The sequence below is a fragment of the Bacteroidota bacterium genome (assembly GCA_016715945.1).
Classification (GTDB): Bacteria; Bacteroidota; Bacteroidia; order Bacteroidales; family F082; genus JALNZU01.
The window spans coordinates 1,098,359-1,119,661 of record JADJXJ010000001.1; the positions used below are offsets into that span (position 1 = coordinate 1,098,359).

Sequence of the window (21,303 nt, forward strand, 5' to 3'; positions counted from 1 at the left end):
ATCTGATCACATCACGCCGATGAAGTGTTTCCCTATGTTATTCATTGACTTGCGATGAGCGAAGCTGCAGAAAAAAAGTGGTATGTCGTCAGGGCGATCAGCGGCAAAGAAAAAAAGGTAAAAGAATACCTTGAAAACGAAATTGCCCGCCTCGGCATACAGGATTTAATCTCGCAGGTACTTATCCCCACGGAAAAGGTGTACCAAATCCGCAAGGGCAAGAAAATCAGCAAAGAACGGAACTATTTTCCGGGCTATGTGCTGATTGAAGCGCATCTTACGGGTGAGGTGCCGCACATCATCAAGTCGATACCCAATGTGCTGGGTTTTCTGGGAACCAAAGGAGAACCTGATCCGCTCCGCCCATCCGAAGTAAAGAGGATTTTGGGCAAAGTGGATGAGTTGTCCGAAATGGGTGAAGAAGCCAATATCCCCTTCATCGTAGGCGAAACGGTTACCGTGATCGACGGACCGTTCAATAGTTTCTCGGGAGTAATCGAAGAGATCAACGAAGAGAAAAAGAAGCTGAAGGTGATGGTTAAGATTTTTGGCCGAAAGACCCCCCTGGAACTCAGTTTCATGCAGGTAGAGAAAGAACATTAGGAGACACAAATCCTCCTTATTTATAACCTTTTAATAAGGATTTCCAAAATGGCAAAAGAAGTAAGTGCATTAATTAAACTGCAGATCAAAGGAGGAGCCGCCAATCCTTCACCACCGGTAGGTCCTGCATTGGGATCGAAGGGTGTGAACATCATGGAGTTCTGCAAACAATTCAACGCCCGTACGCAGGATATGGCCGGCAAAATTGTGCCAGTCATCATCACAGTGTACAAGGACAAATCGTTTGATTTTGTTGTCAAAGCTCCACCGGTAGCTATTCAGATCATGGAAGCAGCCAACCTGAAAAAAGGCTCAGCTGAACCCAACCGCAACAAGGTAGGTTCGATCAGCTGGGATCAGGTGCGCAGCATTGCCGAAAACAAGATGAAGGACCTCAATGCCTTCACTATTGAATCGGCCATGAGTATGGTAGCTGGCACAGCCCGCAGCATGGGAGTGAAGATCACAGGCGACGCCCCGTTTAACAAAAACTAATCCGCCTGAGGCGGACAGGTTTTACGCATTTTGTAGAACACACAACAAAAAAGAGCAATGCCAAGAATTAGCAAAAAAAGAAAAGAAGCTCTGGCCAAGTTCGACAAAAGCAAGACTTACTCCTTGACTGAAGCAGTTGATATCGTCAAAAAAATCACTTACACCAACTTTGATGCTTCTGTTGACCTTAACGTGCGCCTGGGTGTCGATCCCCGCAAAGCCAATCAGATGGTTCGCGGCTCGGTAACCCTGCCCCACGGAACCGGACGTGTAAAGCGCGTGCTCGTGCTCTGCACACCCGACAAGGAACAGGAAGCTCTGGAAGCTGGTGCTGATTTCGTCGGTCTGGATGAATACATCCAGAAGATTAAGGACGGCTGGACAGATATCGACGTGGTGATTACCACCCCCAATGTGATGCCCAAGGTGGGTGCGTTGGGCCGGATCCTCGGACCCCGCGGCCTGATGCCAAACCCAAAAACAGGCACCGTCACTATGGAAGTTGGTAAAGCAGTCAAAGAGGTAAAAGCCGGTAAAATCGACTTCAAGGTTGATAAATACGGTATAGTTCATGCTGCTGTCGCTAAGGTGAGCTTCGAAGACCAGAAAATCGTCGACAACGCCAAAGAGCTGCTTCAGACGATCATCAAGCTGAAGCCTACCGCTGCCAAGGGCACCTATGTGAAGAGCGTTTATATCTCGAGCACCATGAGCCCCGGTGTGCAGGTCGATCCTAAATCAGTAACCAACTAATCAACGAAAGGTAGTTATTGATATGAGAAAAGAAGATAAATTAACGATCATCGAATCGCTCACCGAACAGCTCAAGGCCAATCCCAACTTTTATCTTACCGATATTGGCGAGATGAACGCTGAGGCTACGGCAAAGCTGCGTCGTTTGTGCTTCAACCGTAATGTCAAGCTGGTAGTTGTGAAGAATACCCTTCTTCGCAAAGCCATGGAGCGTACGGGAAAAGACATGAGCGAAATCTACCCCGCCCTGAAGGGAGCCACCTCGATCATGTTTTCGGAAAGCAGCAACACGCCTGCCAAACTGATCAAGGAGTTCCGCAAGAATTCAGAAAAGCCCCTGCTTAAGGGGGCCTACATCGAAGAGTCGGTTTATCTGGGCGACAGCATGCTGGAAACCCTGATCAACCTCAAATCGAAAAACGACCTCATCGGCGAAGTTATTGGTCTGCTTCAGTCGCCGGCACGCAATGTGCTTGGTGCGCTGCAGTCGGGTGGCCAGAAACTCTCCGGTATTGTCAAAACACTTTCGGAAAGACCCGAGTAAAATTATTTTAAAATCAACAATTTAGTAAACAACTTTAAAACGTTAATAAAATGGCAGATTTGAAAGCTTTTGCAGAACAACTGGTCAACCTGACGGTTAAGGAAGTCAACGAACTGGCCAAGATCCTCAAGGAAGAATACGGCATTGAGCCTGCTGCAGCCGCAGTAGCTGTTGCCGCTGCACCCGGTGCCGCCGGTGGTGCCGATGCACCCGCCGTTGAGGAAAAGACCAGCTTCGACGTAATCCTGAAGTCGGCCGGTGCCTCCAAACTCGCTGTTGTTAAGCTTGTTAAGGAACTCACCAGCCTCGGTCTGAAAGAAGCCAAAGAACTGGTTGACGCCGCTCCCAAGACCCTCAAGGAAGGTGTGAGCAAAGACGAAGCCAATGCATTGAAATCTCAGTTGGAAGAAGCCGGTGCAGAGGTTGAAATTAAATAAGAAGGATACGATTTCTGCAAAAACCTGAGCCAAACAACCTCTATCTCAATTTCACATTGAGGTAGAGGTTTGCGGCATTTTTGCATAGGCGAAGAAAAAGTTCTTTTTATTTAGATTAATCGTCTGGAATTCAGACCTAAAACCTTTACAACCTTGGCAGCTAATTCAACCGATCGTATCAGTTTTGCATCCACAAAATCATCGCTCGAATATCCGGACTTTCTAGATATCCAGCTGCAGTCGTTCCAGGATTTTTTTCAGCTCGATACTAACCCCGAGAACAGAAAAAATGAAGGACTCTACCGGGTATTTTCCGAGAATTTTCCCATTTCGGATGCACGAAACAATTTCGTATTAGAATTCCTTGATTATTTTATCGACCCGCCCCGCTACACCATCGAGGAGTGCATTGAGCGCGGTCTGACCTACAGCGTTCCGCTGAAGGCAAAATTAAAACTTTATTGTACCGACCCTGAGCACGAAGACTTCGAAACCCAGGTGCAGGATGTGTACTTAGGCATGATTCCTTACATGACCCCTAAAGGCACATTCATTATCAATGGTGCTGAGCGCGTGATTGTATCGCAGTTGCACCGCTCTCCCGGGGTATTTTTCGGTCAGCACAAACACGCCAACGGTACAACACTCTATTCTGCACGGATCATTCCTTTCAAAGGATCGTGGATGGAGTTTTCGACCGACATCAACAACGTGATGTATGCCTACATCGACCGAAAGAAAAAACTGCCGGTCACTACCTTGCTCAGGGCTATTGGCTACGAAACTGACAAAGACATCCTCGAAATTTTCAACCTCGCCGAAGAGGTGAAAGTGAGCAAGGCCGGTCTCAAGCGTGTGCTGGGCCGCAAACTTGCCGCAAGGGTTGTTCGCTCGTGGATCGAAGACTTTGTGGATGAGGATACCGGTGAAGTCGTTTCAATCGAACGAAACGAGGTTATCATCGAACGTGAGACCATCCTCGAAAGCGACCACATTGATCTGATCATCGACTCGGGCGTAAAAGCGATCCTTCTTCACCGTGAGGATTTCAATACTGCAGATTACGCCATCATTTTCAACACACTGCAAAAGGACACGGCCAACTCGGAAAAGGAAGCCGTTGAATTCATATACAGGCAGTTGCGCAACGCAGAGCCACCGGACGAAGAGACCGCCCGTGGCATCATCGACAAACTTTTCTTCTCCGATAAACGCTATGACCTCGGAGAAGTAGGTCGCTACCGTATCAACACCAAACTGGGACTCAACACCCCTGAGGACGTGAAGGTGCTGACCAAAGAGGACATCATCTCGATCATTCGTCATCTGGTCGAGCTTGCCAACGGCCATGCCGAAGTGGACGACATTGACCACCTGAGCAACAGGCGCGTCCGCACTGTAGGCGAGCAACTGTATGCCCAGTTTGGTGTAGGTCTGGCACGTATGGCCCGCACCATCCGCGAACGCATGAATGTGCGCGACAACGAGGTGTTTACCCCTACCGACCTGATCAATGCCAAAACATTGTCATCGGTAATCAATTCGTTTTTCGGCACCAATCAGTTGTCGCAGTTCATGGACCAGACCAACCCTTTGTCGGAAGTGACGCACAAGCGCAGAATCTCGGCACTGGGACCCGGCGGTTTGTCGCGCGAGCGTGCAGGCTTTGAGGTGCGCGACGTTCACTATACCCACTACGGCAGACTTTGTACGATCGAGACACCGGAAGGGCCAAACATCGGTCTGATCTCCTCGCTGTGCGTTTATGCCAAGATCAACAAACTTGGATTTATCGAAACGCCTTACCGCGTGGTCAAGGACGGCCGTGTGGACCTCGAAGGCGAACCGGTTTACCTGAGTGCTGAAGAAGAGGAAAACAAAATCATCGCCCAGGCTACTGCTCCTCAAAACGACAACGGAGAGTTTGTGAACGAAAGGGTGAAAGTGCGCTACATGGCCGACTATCCTATCATCGAAAAGGAGAAAGTTGACCTCATTGACGTTGCACCCAACCAGATTGCTTCGATTGCTGCTTCACTTATCCCCTTCCTCGAACACGACGACGCCAACCGTGCCCTCATGGGCTCGAACATGATGCGTCAGGCAGTTCCGTTGATGCAACCCGAAGCACCCATAGTAGGAACCGGCATCGAACGCGCTGTAGCCAAAGACTCGCGCGTGCTTATCCATGCCGAAGGCGATGGTGAAGTGGTGTATGTGGATGCCAAAAAAATCATGGTCCGTTACGAGCGCACGGAAGATGAAAAACTTCTGAGCTTCGATGCGGATGTGAAAACATACACCCTCACAAAATATGTCAGGACCAACCAGAACACCAGCATCACACTGAAGCCCATCGTACGCCGCGGACAAAAAGTGACCAAAGGTCAGGTGCTTTGCGAAGGCTACGGCACACAAAACGGCGAGCTCGCCATCGGACGTAACCTGATGGTGGCTTTCATGCCCTGGAAAGGATACAACTTTGAAGACGCCATCGTAGTTTCGGAAAGGATTGTCAAGGAAGACATCTTCACTTCCGTTCACATTGAGGAATTTTCGCTTGAAGTTCGCGACACCAAACGTGGTATAGAAGAGCTTACCAACGACATTCCCAACGTGAGTGCCGAAGCTACCAAAGACCTCGACGAAAACGGTCTGATCCGTATCGGCGCCGAGGTCAACGAAGGCGATATCCTTATTGGTAAAATTACCCCGAAAGGTGAAACCGATCCCACACCTGAGGAAAAACTGCTTCGGGCCATCTTTGGCGACAAAGCAGGCGACGTGAAGAACGCCTCCCTCAAGGCACCACCGTCGATGAAGGGTGTGGTGATTGACAAAAAACTCTTTTCGAGGGTTATCAAAGACCGTAAATCGCGCAGCCGCGACAGGGATGTGCTTGCAGAAATCGAGCATGAGTTCAATCAGCAGGCTAATGAACTGAAAAACAGGCTTGTAGATAAGCTCACTGTGCTGCTTAACGGCAAGACTTCGAACAATGTGACCAACAACTTCAAAGAACTGGTGATTCCGAAGAAGACCAAGTTCACCCAAAAGTTGTTGCAGTCAATCGATTTCCACAACATCAATCCGAACGGCTGGACCACCGATGAGGATCTGAACCTGAAGGTGAGCACCCTGCTGCACAACTATAACATCAAATTCAAGGAAATTTTTGGTGTGTACAACCGCAAAAAATTCATTGCGGCCGTAGGCGACGAGCTTCCGAATGGCATTGTGCAGCTTGCAAAGGTGTATGTGGCCAAGAAACGCAAACTCAACATTGGCGATAAAATGGCCGGACGCCATGGTAACAAGGGTATTGTGGCCCGAATTGTCCGTGAGGAGGATATGCCTTTTCTCGAAGACGGAACGCCGGTTGACATTGTCCTCAACCCCCTGGGTGTACCATCGCGTATGAACCTTGGTCAGATCTATGAAACCGTGCTTGGCTGGGCAGGTAAAAAACTTGGTGTCAAGTTTGCAACTCCCATTTTCGACGGTGCCAACATCGACGAGATCAACGAGTACATGCGCAAGGCAGGTTTGCCCGAGAACGGTTCGGTTTACCTTTACGACGGCGGAACCGGCGAACGCTTCGACCAGCCTGCAACCGTAGGATACATCTACATGCTCAAGCTGCACCACATGGTGGACGACAAGATGCACGCACGCTCCATCGGACCATATTCGTTGATCACGCAGCAGCCCCTCGGCGGTAAAGCTCAGTTTGGTGGTCAGCGTTTCGGTGAAATGGAAGTCTGGGCACTCGAAGCATTCGGCGCCAGCAATATCCTGCAGGAAATCCTGACCGTGAAATCGGACGATGTGGTTGGACGTGCAAAAGCCTACGAAGCTATTGTGAAAGGCGACAACATGCCCAATCCCGGAGTTCCCGAATCGTTCAATGTATTGGTTCACGAATTGCGCGGCTTAGGCCTCGAAGTCACATTTGATTAATGAAGGGCATATGGCGGCAGGGCTTTTGTCCTGCTGCCGCTGTCAACTTAAATAAATAATATTCAACAACATGGCCTTCAGAAAAGACAACACCATCAATAACAACTTCTCGAAGATTACGATAAGCCTGGCATCGCCCGAATCAATTCTCGAACGTTCGAGCGGTGAAGTGCTTAAACCGGAAACCATTAACTACCGTACCTACAAACCTGAACGTGACGGGCTTTTCTGCGAGCGCATTTTCGGTCCGGTGAAAGACTGGGAATGCCATTGCGGCAAATACAAGCGTATCCGCTACAAGGGGATCATCTGCGACCGTTGCGGTGTGGAAGTGACCGAAAAGAAAGTGCGCCGCGAACGTATGGGACACATTCAGCTTGTGGTTCCTGTGGCACACATCTGGTTCTTCAGGTCGCTGCCCAATAAAATCGGTGCATTGCTGGGAATGCCCACCAAGAAGCTCGACATGATCATCTACTACGAGCGCTACGTGGTGATCCAGCCCGGTATCAAAAAAGGACAGCTCGAGCAGATGGATCTGCTTACCGAAGAAGAATACCTTGATATCCTTGACAGCCTGCCGGCCGACAACCAGCACCTGCCCGAAAGCGACCCCAACAAATTCATCGCCAAGATGGGTGCAGAGGCCATTCACGATCTGCTGGCCCGCCTCGACCTCGATCAGATGTCGTACGACCTGCGCCATAAGGCCAACAGCGAGACATCGCAGCAGCGCAAACAGGAAGCCCTCAAGCGCCTGCAGGTGTTCGAAGCTTTCCGCGATGCACGCAACCGCATCGAAAACAGGCCTGAATGGATGATCGTCAAAGTGGTTCCCGTAATCCCGCCGGAATTGCGACCACTCGTGCCGCTCGATGGTGGCCGGTTTGCAACCTCGGACCTGAACGACCTCTACCGAAGGGTCATCATCCGCAACAACCGCCTGAAACGACTGATCGAAATCAAGGCTCCCGACGTAATTATGCGCAACGAAAAGCGCATGTTGCAGGAGGCTGTTGACTCGCTCTTCGACAACTCTAGAAAAGCCAGCGCAGTAAAAACAGAATCGAACCGTCCGCTTAAGTCGCTGAGCGACAGCCTTAAAGGAAAACAAGGCCGTTTCCGTCAGAACCTGCTGGGTAAACGTGTGGACTACTCAGGCCGTTCGGTTATTGTGGTTGGTCCTGAACTCAATCTCAACGAATGCGGTATTCCGAAAGACATGGCCTCGGAGCTCTTCAAACCTTTCATCATCCGTAAGATGCTCGAAAGGGGTATTGTGAAGACTGTGAAGTCGGCCAAAAAAATCGTCGACCGCAAAGATCCTGTTGTCTGGGACATCCTCGAAAATATCCTCAAAGGGCACCCTGTATTGCTTAACCGTGCCCCTACCCTGCACAGGCTTGGTATCCAGGCTTTCCAGCCAAAGCTGGTTGAAGGAAAAGCCATCCAGTTGCACCCGCTTGTTTGTACAGCTTTCAACGCCGACTTCGACGGTGACCAGATGGCAGTGCACGTGCCGCTTGGCAATGCAGCAATACTTGAAGCCCAGATTCTTATGCTGGCTTCGCACAACATCCTCAACCCCGCCAACGGTGCGCCCATTACGGTGCCTTCGCAAGACATGGTGCTCGGACTTTACTATATCACCAAAGCCCGGAAGAGCACCCCTGAAAAGCCTGTGAAGGGCGAAGGAAAACGTTTCTACTCGCCCGAGGAGGTGATTATTGCCTACAACGAGCGTAAAGTTGACCTTCATGCCATTATTCACGTCAAGGTGAAGGTGCGCGAAGGCAAAGAACTAGTGCTCAAAACCATTGAAACTACCGTCGGCCGTGTGCTATTCAACGAAGTTGTGCCCGAAGGTTTTGGTTACATCAACCAGCTCCTGACCAAAAAATCGCTTCGTGATATCATCGGCGAAATGGTACGCAAGCTCGGCACTGCGCCCACTGCCAAGTTCCTCGACGACATCAAGAACCTCGGCTTCCAGATGGCTTACAAGGGAGGTCTTTCGTTCAACCTGGGCAATGTGAAAGTGCCTGCAGTGAAGGAAGAACTCATCCGTCAGGCCAATGAGGAGGTAGAAGAAGTACTGGCCAACTACAACATGGGTTTCATTACCTATAACGAGCGTTACAATCAGATCATCGACATCTGGACACATACCAACTCCCGCCTGACCAACACCGTGATGCAATTGCTGTCGAACGATGATCAGGGATTCAACCCGGTGTATATGATGCTCGATTCGGGTGCCCGCGGTTCGAAAGAGCAGATCCGTCAGCTCTCCGGCATGAGGGGTCTGATGGCCAAACCGCAGAAATCGGGGGCTACAGGAGGTGAAATTATCGAAAACCCGATTCTTTCAAACTTCAAGGAAGGCCTGTCGGTACTCGAGTACTTCATCTCTACCCACGGTGCGCGCAAAGGTCTGGCTGATACCGCACTCAAAACAGCCGACGCTGGTTATCTGACCCGCAGGCTTGTGGATGTGGCTCAGGACGTGGTGATTACCGAAAAAGACTGTGGTACGCTTCGTGGCCTCACCATCACCAGCCTAAAGAAAAATGAGGAAGTGGTGGAAAGCCTGTACGATCGTATCCTGGGTCGCGTAGCCCTGCATGATGTTTTTCATCCGCAAACCGGCGAACTCATCGTGGCCGGTGGTGAGGAAATCACCGAAGACATTGCCGAAGTTATCGAGCAATCGCCCATCGAAGGCGTAGAAATCCGTTCGGTGCTCACCTGCGAATCCAAGCATGGCGTTTGTGCGAAATGCTACGGACGCAACCTGGCTTCGGGGCAAATGGTGCAGAAAGGCGAAGCTGTTGGTGTAATTGCTGCACAAAGTATCGGCGAACCCGGTACACAGCTCACACTGCGTACGTTCCACGTCGGTGGTGCCGCTGCCAACATTTCGATCATGTCGAAAATCGAAGCCAAATACGACGGTATGCTCGAGATTGACGAGCTGCGCGCTGTGGATAGTGAGAAAGACGGCAAAGAAATCCAGATCGTACTCGGCCGCTCTGCTGAGCTTCGCATCATCGACAAGCGCACAGGCATTGTGCTCACCTCGGGTAACATCCCTTACGGCGCCAACCTGTATGTAAAACATGGTCAGGAAGTGAAAAAAGGCGACCTGATAGCCGACTGGGATCCTTACAATGCCGTTATCCTCTCTGAATACGAAGGCAAAGTGAGCTTCGAAAACATCATCGAAGGTGTCACTTACAGGGTGGAATCGGACGAGCAAACGGGTTACAACGAAAAAGTTATCATCGAAAGCCGCCAAAAAACCAGGAACCCTGCCATCAAAATCCTCGACAAGGACAATGTGCTGATCAAGACCTACGACATGCCTGTAGGCGCACACATTGTGGTTGAAGACGGTGACCAGGTGAAAGCCGGAGGTATGCTGGTGAAGATTCCCCGTGCCATTGGCAAATCGGGCGACATCACCGGTGGTCTGCCCAGGGTAACCGAGCTTTTCGAAGCCCGCAATCCCTCGGAGCCTGCCATTGTGTCGGAAATAGACGGTGTGGTTTCGTTTGGCAAAAAACTCAAGCGCGGTAACCGCGAAGTCATCGTAACCAGCAAGACCGGCGAGGAAAAGGTGTACCTGATCCCCACCACCAAACAGATTCTGGCACAGGAAAACGACTACGTAAAAGCCGGTACGCCACTCTCGGAAGGCGCTATGACCCCAGCCGACATTCTGGCCATCAAAGGCCCCATGAAGGTGCAGGAATATATCGTCAACGAGGTGCAGGAAGTATATCGCCTGCAGGGTGTAAAAATCAACGACAAGCACTTTGAGGTGATTGTGCGCCAGATGATGCGCAAGGTTGAGGTGGAAGACCCGGGCGATACCCGCTTCCTCGAAGGCGAACTGGTCAACAAAACCGATTTCCAGGAAGAAAACGACAACATCTTCGGCAAAAAGGTAGTCATTGATGCCGGTGACTCGGAAACGCTGAAGCTGGGTCAGATCATCACGGCCCGCAAGCTGCGCGACGAAAACTCGTTGCTCAAGCGTAAGGATAAGAAGCTGGTGGAAGCCCGCGATGCACGTCCTGCCACCGCACGCCAGGTGTTGCAGGGTATTACCCGCGCCTCGCTCCAAACCAACAGCTTCATATCGGCAGCATCGTTCCAGGAAACCACCAAGGTGCTCACCCAGGCTGCCATCAACGCCAAGAGCGACGAACTGCTCGGACTGAAAGAGAATGTGATCGTAGGTCACAAGATTCCGGCCGGTACCGGTCTGAAAGAGTACGACGACATCATCGTTGGCTCCAGGGCTGAGTACGAAGCCGTTATGGAAGCTGCATCACGTTCGCTTAAAGCCGGAACCGAAAAATATCGGTAATACATCCCCTTGCTATACAAGGTTTTAGCACCCGGTTAGGTAGCTCATCGCACCCGACCGGGTGCTTTGCTTTTGAAATAGATTAAATTTGCAGCAAATTCAAATTGCCATGAACGAGAACAAGAATCAGATCAATATTGAGCTTACCGAAGAAGTTGCCGAGGGTGTTTACTCCAACCTGGCCATTATCACCCATTCGCAATCAGAATTTGTGATCGACTTTGTCAAGCTCATGCCCGGAGTGCAAAAAGCTAAAGTAAAATCGCGCATCATCCTGACTCCCGAACACGCCAAACGCCTCTACAGGGCGCTGGCCGAAAACATCAAGAAGTTCGAGCACGTGAACGGGGTGATCAAAGAGGGGGGTGACGCACTCCCACCATTCAATATGGGGCCGGCTGCTCAGGCCTGACAAGCTTGCTTCGCTGATCCTCAGGCCCTGATTACCAGAGGCTCAGAAGACAAATAGACCAGATACGCCTGCACTTCGTCCTGAGAAATATGTGAGATATAGTGCACATATTTACTCAGCTGTTCCTGGTGTACCTTGTCCAGGCTTCCCGTTTTGTATTCGATGATGACGCGGCTGCCATCGAGTTCGACATATCTATCCACCCTGAAAAGTTGGCCGTTCCCATCGGTCAGGGAGGCTTCGTTGTAAACACGTGCTGGCGGACTGAAAAATCTGTTGAGCTCCGGATGTCTGACGAGGGAATCGAACCATTTGAGCAGGTTTTCAGCTTCAGGGGCTGAGAAAACACCACTTGCAGCACCTCTGGCAACCACCCTTCCGATATCGTCGGCATACACCACTTCGGCAAGCGCCTTGTGAACCCTGTTACCAAAATCTGTTGCCAGTACTGCTGAGTGCTGCCTGTAATTAAGGTCTTGATTTTCTGTCCGTACTGGCATGATTCCGGCTGAAAAAACTTCCTGCAATCCGAAAGACTTCGGTTCATGCCGTGTAGGAGCACCGAAGGCATATTCCGTTATCCCATCCTCCCATCTGCCTTGTTTGGAGAGGAAATTGCGCATATGCACCTCAAGCGGGTTTTCGGAAGGTCTGTTGTTGAGCGAAAAGAACAGGAAAAGCTGCTCCTCAGCACGGGTGTATGCCACATAGGCGAGGTTGATGGTGTCGAGAAGGATCCTATCCTGCTCTTCCTGATATTCTTTTGCGAAATCGGACTTTTCCAGCAGTTTAACTGTTTTAAGCAGCGCACTGTTCAGCGGAGGTGCCAGATCCGAGGGCAGGTTGACCCAGATGCGCTGCCTGTTTTTCTGATGGTTCGTCATATTGGCAAAGGGCAGAATAACCACAGGGAATTCAAGTCCCTTTGCCTTGTGAATGGTCAGAATGGAAACGGCCTCGCGGTTGACGGGTAACACAATGGCCGTAGATTTTATCTTTTCGTCCCACTGCCGCAGAAATTCTGAGACCCCCTTTGCTTCGGAAGTCTGAAATTCAAGGACTTTATCTAGCAGAGCCTCAATAAACGGATCGTAAGGCTGATGAAAGCCTAGCTGCCGAACCAGCGACTCGGTCAACGAATAAAGGCTATGGCTGTGAATCTGTTGTTGAAGTTCGCCAATAACAGCCTCAAGCTGAGCCTCATCGGTGGCGCCGGGGAGGAGCATATCGGAAAGCAGGGCATGGTTGTCCTGGTTTGCAGCTATTCCCGCAAGCAACTCAACCACAAGCAGTTTGTCGGAAACTTCGAGCAGCGTGCGCATGGCTGCAATAACAGCATTCACTTTTGGCGAGCTGTTCAGCTGAAGCGATTCGGATGAAACAATGCGAAGCCCCTGCCTGGTAAGGAAACGTCCGGTCAGTTTACATTCTTTGTTGGTACGGCACAAAATGGCGATATCGTTTGGAGCATAGCCGTCGGCCAGCAGCTTCCTGATGGTCGTAATAAGCTTATTTAGAATCACTTCCTGCAGGCTTTCTTCGGCATTCTCATCGAGGAAACTGATCGAGACCAGCCCAGCTTTGTCCGATTTTTTGGCATTCTGGCCACAATTATGGTAGATCGGCTTGAGATGCTCCGGCAGGGTACCGGCCACTAAATTGAAGAATTTGTTGTTAAAATCGATGATTTCCGGACAGGAGCGGTAATTGTCCGAGAGGTCAAAGAGCTTGTAGTGATTCCGAAGACTGGCCTCGTATGCTTTCAGGTGGGGTTGCTCATCGGCAGGATAAACCTCGGGCAGGCGGACAAAGAGTTCAACCTCACCATTGCGCCAGCGATAGATGGCCTGCTTGGCATCGCCAACGATGAGGCTGCCGTATCCGCCCGATAAACCATTGTCAATCAAGGGTAAGAAATTGCTCCATTGCAGGATGGAAGTGTCCTGAAATTCATCGAGCAGATAATGACGATACCGCTCACCGAGCCTTTCGTAAATATAGGGTACGCCGCTGTTGGACAGCAATCCGGCCACACGCTTGTTGAACTCTGAAATGTGCACAATCTGCTCTTCGGCAATCATTGCCTCGGTTTCGCGGTAAAGATGCGAGGTGAGCATCAGGGTGTTCATCTCCGGCAAAAGCAGATGGAGCACCAGCATTAGGCTGAATTTCTCATCTCTCCACCTGCCGATTTCCTGGAACCTCATTTTGAGATCTTCAACAATTTCAGCTGGTTGTTGTGCTTCGTTCGCCTTGCTGAAAACAATTGCCTTGGGACCGATAGCATCATTTACGGTGGCTTTGTCGAAGAAATCAATAAAGTCTTGTTTCTCAACAAGTTTAATCAGCTGCCATCCTAAACCGGACTTGCCTTTCGCCAAAGTATCATAAGAGATATTGAAATGACTGAGCCTGTCGAGCAACTGTTGTGCGAGACTGACAAGCTCGCCGAGTCTTTGTTGGTAGGCAGTCCTGAGCCTGGTGCGCAGGTTTCTAAAGGTGGCATCATCAACAGCAGCAAGCACCGGGGCGTGACTGAGCGAGCGCTCTTTGAGCAACTCGAAGCAAAATTCGACGATGAGGCTGTCGATGTCGAAGCTGTTTTGCTCATCCATATTCTCGAGCAAAAACCTCAGCAGCAGCTCGGTGAGTGCGCTATCGGTACCAACGCGCTCGAACAGCCTGTCTATCAACTTATTTACAATTTCTTCGCTGTCGAGCACCAATTCGAATTGTGTAGGCAGGGCCACATCGCGCGAAAAGGTTCGCACCAGGCGGTAAACAAAGGCATCGATGGTGCTCACCGAAAACTCACCATAATTCTGAAGAATCTGGTGAAACACTTTGGCGGCTTTTTCGCCCACCTCGGCTTCACTTCCATGCCCCTCGGCCATCATCCTCTCTACAAGTATCCTCCGGAGCTTCCGCTCGGGATGCTCAACATCTGAGAGCACCTGAAGAAACTTCAGGATGCGCGATTTCATTTCGTTGGCAGCCTTGTTGGTAAAGGTCACACCCAGAATATGCACGAATGCATCTGGCGTCCTCAACGCAAGCGAAAGATATTCGAGCGCAAGGGTAAAAGTCTTGCCCGATCCGGCCGATGAGCGGTAAACCTTGAGCGTCATCTTTCAGTTCTTAATAGCCTGTAAACCTGATGACTATCTCCTGACTGAACCCACATCACAAATAAACCCCGGCGGCCGGACAATGGCTGAGGCCAACGGATGGGGTATTCCGCGCAACCGCTTGCGGCATGCTGAACTGTTGTATAGATCATCCTGCCATCCATATCGAACAGGCTGATCTGCATGTTTCCGGCAGCCGGTGCGCAGAATCTGAAACTGAGCTGATCGCTGAAAGGCTGGGGGTAAACTACATTATCTCCGGCAGCCATTGTTTCCGGCAAACTGACTGTTTGTGTCCTGAGTGAGTCTTTATAAACCACAAAAGCCCCGAGAACAGAATCGACCGTGGCAACGAGCAAAGGAATCTTCTGGTTTTTGGCCAGCCATTTGTACTCAATATAACTCCGGTCGATGCGGATCCCCTGCCCAATGGAATCTATGTAGATGCTGTCGCTTTCGCGCACGGTCGATTTTAGCCTGAGCGTCTGGAAAGTTCCGTATGGTGTGGTCAGCGCTCCCCAGCCATCCACATGGTTTTGTCTGTTGCGTGCAATGCTTATGTACCCCACACCCGGAAGCGGATATTCGAGAAATGCATTCGAACTGAAAGTCTGGTTGTAAGAAAGCGGAAAATTGTAAAGCAGGTCGGGTGTGGTAAAGCGCAGCGGCAAGGGCAGATCGGCAATAATCAATCCATATCCCCAGTCGCGGTAATTAGTTGCGCCTTTGTTCACAAACTGCCAGGCATTGGTAATATCCACCCCCGGAAGCAGCTGAAGCGCACCGAGCTTGCTGGCCAGGTTAGCCACACTGAAGAAGGAGAGCAAGAAAACCGGCGGAACTTGTTGAATGGTAAAAAACGTATCCAGACGTTGTGCTTCGAAAGGCAGGGAGGCAAAATTCCAGGTAAAATTGGTGCCCGTAGCTGCAAAATCGAAGCCCTGTACGTTGAAACTTTGGCTGGTGCGCAGGGTATCGCCGGGATTGGCAAAGTCCAGGTTGTTGATGGTTATCTGGGCATCAGCAAGCCGGATGGAAAAAAGAAACAGGGTAAGTACCAGAAGCGAGTGTTTATTTTTCATTGCTGGTTGGTTTTTGGTTTTCTTTTGCGGCGGAAAATTTCGTTGAAGCGATCAAATTCCTGGCGATACGACAGTCCCACGCCCTGTGTATATGGGGCAAACCTGTCGAAGGCACTTGAAGTCATCCAGTTATTCAGATTGGAATGGTTGTAGGCGCGCAGCCTGAGCCGACCATCACGGGTAAGCTTCACGTTGATGTCCACGTCGCCCACGATATTGCTGGCGTTTTGAGTGGCATTGCGGCTATTGACCATGCCGAAGTTGCCGTCGATGGTTACCCTTTCGTTGAAGAGCTGGGTAGAGAGTGCCACTTCGAGCTCATCGGAGGTGATCTGGTCGCCGGGCCTGTAATAAAGGCCAATATCAAAATCTTTACTTATCTGCGATAGCCAGCTGCTCAGCTGACCCGAGAGCACATCGAGCGAGGAATTGCCGATCGAGAAATTGTCGATGCCACTGGAGGAAGCAAAACTGCCCAGCACAAGCAACGAAATCATTTGTTGGGTCATTTGGGCATCGTTGGTGGTATCGATCACAGTGAATATAGATTGTTCGAGCTGGCTGTCGAGGTTGGGGAAACGAAATCCAAACCGGATATCCGGATTAAACAGGTTGTTCGACAGGTGAATAATGCAGTCCACGTTCACCCTGTTGCCAAGGCTTTGGGTGGTATCGAGGCCCAAACCCGACAGTGAAGCTTTTACGCGGTAAACGCCTTTGGCGTCGATGGTGGCATCGTAAGGGTCGCCTGCCCAGGCAATACGACCTCCTTCAATGAGGTCGAACCGCCGTTTTATCAGGTTCTCGTAAGTGAAGTTGAATTGTCCCGACTGCAGCATATATTCCCCGTTAAGGGTAAACTCTCCTGCGGCATTCACCCCCAGCGACAGGTTTCCGGTGCCTCTGGCATCGAGTGTACCTGTGTTGTAAGGCATATAGATGCGCAATCCTGCATCGGGTGTGATAACTGTTTCGAGGCTGATGCCAAAATTTGATGTAGCTACTGCGCGCCTCTGAATTGCCTCACCCGGGCCGGAAACTGCGTTGAACTCTTTGACAAAAGCGATGTAGTCGTTTGTGCCTACACTTGTGCTCAGGTCGATGGGAATCACCATGCTTGTCCCTCTTTGCGAGATCACCCGCATGGACATATCAATATTGTCGAAAGGTCCGCGAATGAGCACCTCTCCCGAAACTACAGCGGTGCCATAAAAGAGTTCATTTTGTGCAGGTCCGGTATTCAGTGCAATGAGGTTTTCGGGCCTGAGGCGCAGGTCAACAAAGAAATCGCGCAGATGATTGTGTGTGATACTGCCGTTGACCGAGGCACGGTTGTTGGCTGTGTCAATCAGCATCAGGTCGTTGATGACAATCCTGCCGGGCTCGATCGGGAATTCATGTTGCAGCGAATAGCGTACATTGAGGTAATCTATTATGAAAGAGGTACGGTAAAGTCCAAGATTTCCTCTAACAACAGGTTTTTCAAGTGCACCGCCAATGTCGAGGTTACCGCTGGCAAAGCCCTCAAGTCCGCTGACATATCCTGCGAGAAATGAGTTTAAAAACTTCAGCCTGAAGTTTTCGAGCTGCAGACTGAGGCTTAGGTTGTCTTCGGCTCTGGTGGGGAAATAAAAGCCGCGAAGGTGAAGTATGCGGCCTGAACCCAGGTTGCCCCGGTGAATGATCTGGGCATTGATGTAGATGTTGTTATCGGTTCCTGACCAGGTACTCATCAACCTGGCGTCGCCCAGCGTCTCTTTATTGAGCTGAAGCCCGCGAATTGTCAGGTTCGAGAAAAAAGCTGGATTGTTTTCAAGATTTGCCAACGTGAGGTCACCATTCACCCGACCTCCGGTGCTGATGCCATAGGAAGCCAGCAGAAAGTTAAGGTTCGACAGTTCCCAGTGATTGAAAGAAAGCGAAAGTGTGTCGGATTCTCCGCGCGGTATGCTGCCATTAATCAGCAGGTTGCTGCTCCCCAGGTGGATGCCGAAATTATCAATATACGACTGCCGGCTACCAAGCACAAATCTACCCTCGGGATCGAACCACAACACAGAATCGTTTACCAGAATATCTGAGCTGCTTATGCCAAATTCGGCAGTGCTGCGATCTTTGGCAGCAAGCAAGGCTGATAGCCTGCCACGATTGATCAATGTGCCTGCATTCTGCCAGTTCAGGTCAAAGCGGACGCTGTCGGAGGCCGCTGATATTTTCATATTGACATCTTCCAGACCAAGCGAGGGCGTTTCTGGGCCATTGGAACGGTAAAGCTCCACTTCCTCCATGCGCATGCCAAGTGTGAGCCTACCCATCGTACTGTTGATCAGCAAATGGGGCTTTTGAAAAGAGATTCCGGCCACAGAAACCGAATCGGCAAAAAAGGTGGATTGCAAAACCCTGGTTCCGTTCATAAACACCCCTGTCAGGCTGGCATTGCGCGAAATGGAAAACTGCGGAAAAAATAAGCTGCTGATGCCAGAAAAATCCTTGATGCGCAGGTTGTAATAGAAATCCTGGGTTGCAACCTCCTGATCCTTAAACTCAAACAATTCATGTCCAAAATAGTGATGGATATAGTCGGAAAAAGATTCAGCCAAACGACTGGGCATGATCTTTCCGCCGGCCTCAAGCTGAAGGATATCGGACTGAAGCAAAAACTTTCGGGTGAGAAAAGGATCTTCGAGGGCCGAGAGCTGCAGATTGTGCAGGAGCAGGCTGCCATTTTCGTTGGTCAGGCGGGTATCGTTGAACGACAAGATTCCGATAAAGTCCTGCTCTCCTGTAAATGAAAACTGTCCGTTGAGCCGGGTCGAAAGGGCAAATATGCTATCGGCGGGCATAAGTCCCAAAGCCACAAAATCAGCTGTATCTAACTTTAAATCAATTGTATAAAGTGCCCTTTCAGAAGATAAATCTGCATTACCGTTAAGCCTGAAACTCAGTTTTGGATCACTCATTTTTGCTTCGGTGCTAAGCAGTCTTTCTTCGTACTGGGCCGATAGCAGAACTTCCGATAGGGTGGTACCGGACAACTCGAGCGAACTTATCTGGCCAGCCAGACTAACCACAGCATCATCGGCACTGAGTCCGCTCCCTTCGACCCTAAGCTCCATATTTGTCTTTCCCGGATAACCCTCTGCGCCAAAAAGCTTCCCCAATTCAAATTTTTTTGTTGTCAGTGATCCTTTGTAAGATGTCTGGTTATTCAACGGGTTGGTGCGCATCACCAAATCTGCATTCAACAGGCCCAGGGCGCTTTTCAGGCTGAGGCGGGTCATAAAATCGTTGTATTTGCCATCGAACATGCCCCGGATATTCACATCCCCAAGGCTTGCCATTTGTTCCGGAAGCGCCAGGGCACCCGCTCCGGCAGGCAGGCTGAATTTTTCCAGATCGGTTGTGTTCGTCTGCAGCAATCTGACCGAGGCTCCGATGTAAGTGTCGTAAATGTCCGGCAATCCCCGCATCCGGACATCAGCTGAAAGATGTGTCCGGGCACCGTATGTGAGCATGAAGTCCGTTGCATTGAAGTCAGCCACAGTGCCCGTAGCTTTCCCCTGGAAAAGAAGCTGATTGGACATGTCGAAAAGATCCTCGGAAAAATATCCCAGGTCGCTCATCATCAGGGTCGAAGGTCGCATTTCAAGCCGGAGGGAAACTGAGTCTATAAATTCGTCGAAAGCGCTTAATCCACTGAATTTCATTTCAATATCAAGGTCAAGCGAACTGGACCCTGCCCGCATTTTCATTTGCCGCGCTGTTGCCAGATGGGGCCTTATCGTGAGGTAAGCTTGCATGTGGTGGAGCGATAAACCACACTGCTCCGATGCACTCAGGTGGTTGATGACGACATTGAGGGAGTCGCCATTGGTGTGCAGATAACTTGCATCGAGATTCAGATTACTGAACATCAATCGGTTGTAGTCCATTTCCCGTACCGGAGCATGATCATAACCTTCGATGATATAACTGAAACTGCCATCCTGAATTTTCAGCGAACCCAGTTGCACCGGGAATAATTTGGAAGCGCTCGCAGTGTCCGGTGACTGAGCATCACCCCCCAGGGCATCAATCAGAAACTGATAATTGAAGTCGTTTTCACCCTGGTAACGCACCAGGTTGAAGACCGGTTTATCGAGTTTTACCGACTTCAATTTCAACACCTTGAGAAAATTGAAGCCTGATGGCGAAGCTTCCAGCCTGTCCACAGCGAGGAGGTTTTGCCCGTGCAGGTCGTCCACTTTCAGGCCTTGAATCAAAAGTTCAAGTCTGAAACCCAGGCCAAATCGCTGGATGCTGATGGTGGTACCGGTTTTCTCGCTCAGGTAGCTTGCGAACATACGGGCTGCCCAGGTTTGCACGCCAGGGTCGCTAAAGGTCAGAACGAGGTTGAGCCATATGCCCAAAAGCACGCCCGACACTATAAGAAACAAGCGAAAAGCCAATCTCACCTTTTAGTTACCTTTGCGTGGTTAAGCTGATTGCATTAAAAATGTATATTCTTGGTATTGAAACCTCGTGCGACGACACCTCCGCTGCAGTGCTTTTTCACCACAAAGTTTGTTCGAATGTGATTGCAGGCCAGGAAGTTCACCGTCAATACGGAGGCGTTGTTCCCGAACTGGCCTCAAGGGCACATCAGCAACACATCGTGCCTGTTGTGGAGGCAGCACTCAGACAAGCAAATGTAACCAAAAATCAACTTGGGGCAGTAGCTTACACCCGAGGTCCCGGACTTTTAGGTTCATTGCTGGTTGGCAGCTCATTTGCCAAGTCGTTGTCCATCGGTCTTGGCATCCCGCTCATTGATGTGGACCATATGGAAGCGCATATCTTCGCGCATTTTCTGGAGGACGAACAGCAAAAAAGACATCCAGAGCTGCCATTTATCTGCCTCACGGTTTCGGGCGGACATACGCAGATTGTCAAGGTGAACGAAGACTACCGCATGCAAATCATCGGCCGCACCATCGACGATGCAGCAGGCGAAGCCTTCGACAAGGCTGCTAAAATTATGGGGCTCCCCTACCCCGGCGGCCCGGTGATTGACAAACTCGCGCAGGACGGCAATCCGTTTGCCTTCGATTTTGCAGAGCCCAGAATACCAGGCTACGATTACAGCTTTAGCGGACTCAAAACCAGCATATTGTATTTTCTGCGCGACCAGCTCAAGACCCAGCCTGACTTCATTGAGCTGCACAAAGCCGACCTGTGCGCCTCCATACAACGCACTATAGTGGATATTTTGATGAAAAAACTCACTCTGGCAGCACGTGCTGCAGGCATTCGTCAGGTGGCAGTAGCCGGGGGAGTTTCGGCCAACAGCGCGCTGCGCCATGCACTTACCGAAGCAGGCGTGCGCGAAGGCTGGGAAGTTTATATACCAAGGATATCCTACACCACCGACAACGCGGCCATGATTGCAGTGGCCGGACTGATGAAATACCGCGCAGGGTACCAGGGAACGCTCGACCTGGCACCTTACACCCGTCAACTCACTCAAGGTTAAAC

The 21,303-nt window shown here is 50.5% G+C and carries 12 protein-coding genes; 9 read left to right on the top strand and 3 right to left on the bottom strand.

From position 1 onward, the window contains the following. Positions 1 to 54: 54 nt before the first annotated feature. The 8 genes from nusG to IPM52_04170 all read left to right on the top strand — a co-directional run bounded on the left by nusG (position 55) and on the right by IPM52_04170 (position 11,579). Positions 55 to 603, top strand: a complete 549-nt coding sequence (nusG, locus tag IPM52_04135) for a transcription termination/antitermination factor NusG (protein ID MBK9290799.1) — start codon at positions 55 to 57, stop codon at positions 601 to 603. Between the two features lie 48 nt (positions 604 to 651). Next, entirely contained in the window at positions 652 to 1,098 is a 447-nt protein-coding gene (rplK, locus tag IPM52_04140; GenBank protein ID MBK9290800.1) for a 50S ribosomal protein L11, read from the top strand. 57 nt (positions 1,099 to 1,155) lie between these two features. Then, a complete protein-coding gene (locus IPM52_04145; GenBank protein ID MBK9290801.1) occupies positions 1,156 to 1,851 on the top strand; it encodes a 50S ribosomal protein L1 in 696 nt (231 codons plus the stop codon). Between the two features lie 22 nt (positions 1,852 to 1,873). Continuing rightward, complete coding sequence (locus tag IPM52_04150; protein ID MBK9290802.1) at positions 1,874 to 2,395, top strand: 50S ribosomal protein L10; 522 nt, start codon at positions 1,874 to 1,876, stop codon at positions 2,393 to 2,395. 50 nt (positions 2,396 to 2,445) lie between these two features. After that, positions 2,446 to 2,832: a 50S ribosomal protein L7/L12 gene (gene rplL, locus IPM52_04155; GenBank protein MBK9290803.1), complete on the top strand. Its 387-nt coding sequence runs from the start codon at positions 2,446 to 2,448 to the stop codon at positions 2,830 to 2,832. 153 nt (positions 2,833 to 2,985) lie between these two features. Continuing rightward, the gene (gene rpoB, locus IPM52_04160) at positions 2,986 to 6,792 is read left to right on the top strand and encodes a DNA-directed RNA polymerase subunit beta (GenBank protein ID MBK9290804.1); all 3,807 of its coding nucleotides are present in this window, start codon (positions 2,986 to 2,988) and stop codon (positions 6,790 to 6,792) included. Positions 6,793 to 6,862: 70 nt separating this feature from the next. Then, the gene (rpoC, locus tag IPM52_04165) at positions 6,863 to 11,167 is read left to right on the top strand and encodes a DNA-directed RNA polymerase subunit beta' (GenBank protein MBK9290805.1); all 4,305 of its coding nucleotides are present in this window, start codon (positions 6,863 to 6,865) and stop codon (positions 11,165 to 11,167) included. Between the two features lie 109 nt (positions 11,168 to 11,276). Beyond that, positions 11,277 to 11,579 carry a DUF3467 domain-containing protein gene (locus IPM52_04170; protein MBK9290806.1) on the top strand — a complete coding sequence of 101 codons (303 nt, stop codon included), beginning with the start codon at positions 11,277 to 11,279 and terminating at the stop codon, positions 11,577 to 11,579. A 20-nt stretch (positions 11,580 to 11,599) separates the two neighbouring features. Here the strand turns inward: IPM52_04170 and IPM52_04175 are convergent, their stop codons facing one another. From IPM52_04175 to IPM52_04185, 3 genes are read right to left on the bottom strand one after another with little or no spacing between them, the layout of a single operon-like run. Then, the gene (locus IPM52_04175) at positions 11,600 to 14,707 is read right to left on the bottom strand and encodes a UvrD-helicase domain-containing protein (protein ID MBK9290807.1); all 3,108 of its coding nucleotides are present in this window, start codon (positions 14,705 to 14,707) and stop codon (positions 11,600 to 11,602) included. Next, positions 14,704 to 15,789, bottom strand: coding sequence for a hypothetical protein (locus IPM52_04180; GenBank protein MBK9290808.1), 1,086 nt, complete (start codon positions 15,787 to 15,789; stop codon positions 14,704 to 14,706). Before IPM52_04180 ends, IPM52_04175 begins: the two co-directional genes overlap by 4 nt. Continuing rightward, positions 15,786 to 20,243, bottom strand: coding sequence for a translocation/assembly module TamB domain-containing protein (locus tag IPM52_04185; protein ID MBK9290809.1), 4,458 nt, complete (start codon positions 20,241 to 20,243; stop codon positions 15,786 to 15,788). The genes IPM52_04180 and IPM52_04185 overlap by 4 nt, the downstream gene beginning before the upstream one ends. Positions 20,244 to 20,284: 41 nt before the next feature. On the opposite strand from IPM52_04185, the gene tsaD reads away from it, so the two are divergent. Continuing rightward, positions 20,285 to 21,301, top strand: coding sequence for a tRNA (adenosine(37)-N6)-threonylcarbamoyltransferase complex transferase subunit TsaD (gene tsaD, locus IPM52_04190; GenBank protein ID MBK9290810.1), 1,017 nt, complete (start codon positions 20,285 to 20,287; stop codon positions 21,299 to 21,301). Positions 21,302 to 21,303: the final 2 nt, after the last annotated feature.

Coding starts and splice junctions, on each gene's coding strand:
- IPM52_04170 (MBK9290806.1), top strand. CDS start 11,277: ATGAACGAGAACAAGAATCAGATCAATATTGAGCTTACCGAAGAAGTT.
- IPM52_04175 (MBK9290807.1), bottom strand. CDS start 14,707: ATGACGCTCAAGGTTTACCGCTCATCGGCCGGATCGGGCAAGACTTTT.
- rplL (MBK9290803.1), top strand. CDS start 2,446: ATGGCAGATTTGAAAGCTTTTGCAGAACAACTGGTCAACCTGACGGTT.
- nusG (MBK9290799.1), top strand. CDS start 55: ATGAGCGAAGCTGCAGAAAAAAAGTGGTATGTCGTCAGGGCGATCAGC.
- IPM52_04150 (MBK9290802.1), top strand. CDS start 1,874: ATGAGAAAAGAAGATAAATTAACGATCATCGAATCGCTCACCGAACAG.
- IPM52_04180 (MBK9290808.1), bottom strand. CDS start 15,789: ATGAAAAATAAACACTCGCTTCTGGTACTTACCCTGTTTCTTTTTTCC.
- rpoC (MBK9290805.1), top strand. CDS start 6,863: ATGGCCTTCAGAAAAGACAACACCATCAATAACAACTTCTCGAAGATT.
- rplK (MBK9290800.1), top strand. CDS start 652: ATGGCAAAAGAAGTAAGTGCATTAATTAAACTGCAGATCAAAGGAGGA.
- tsaD (MBK9290810.1), top strand. CDS start 20,285: ATGTATATTCTTGGTATTGAAACCTCGTGCGACGACACCTCCGCTGCA.
- IPM52_04145 (MBK9290801.1), top strand. CDS start 1,156: ATGCCAAGAATTAGCAAAAAAAGAAAAGAAGCTCTGGCCAAGTTCGAC.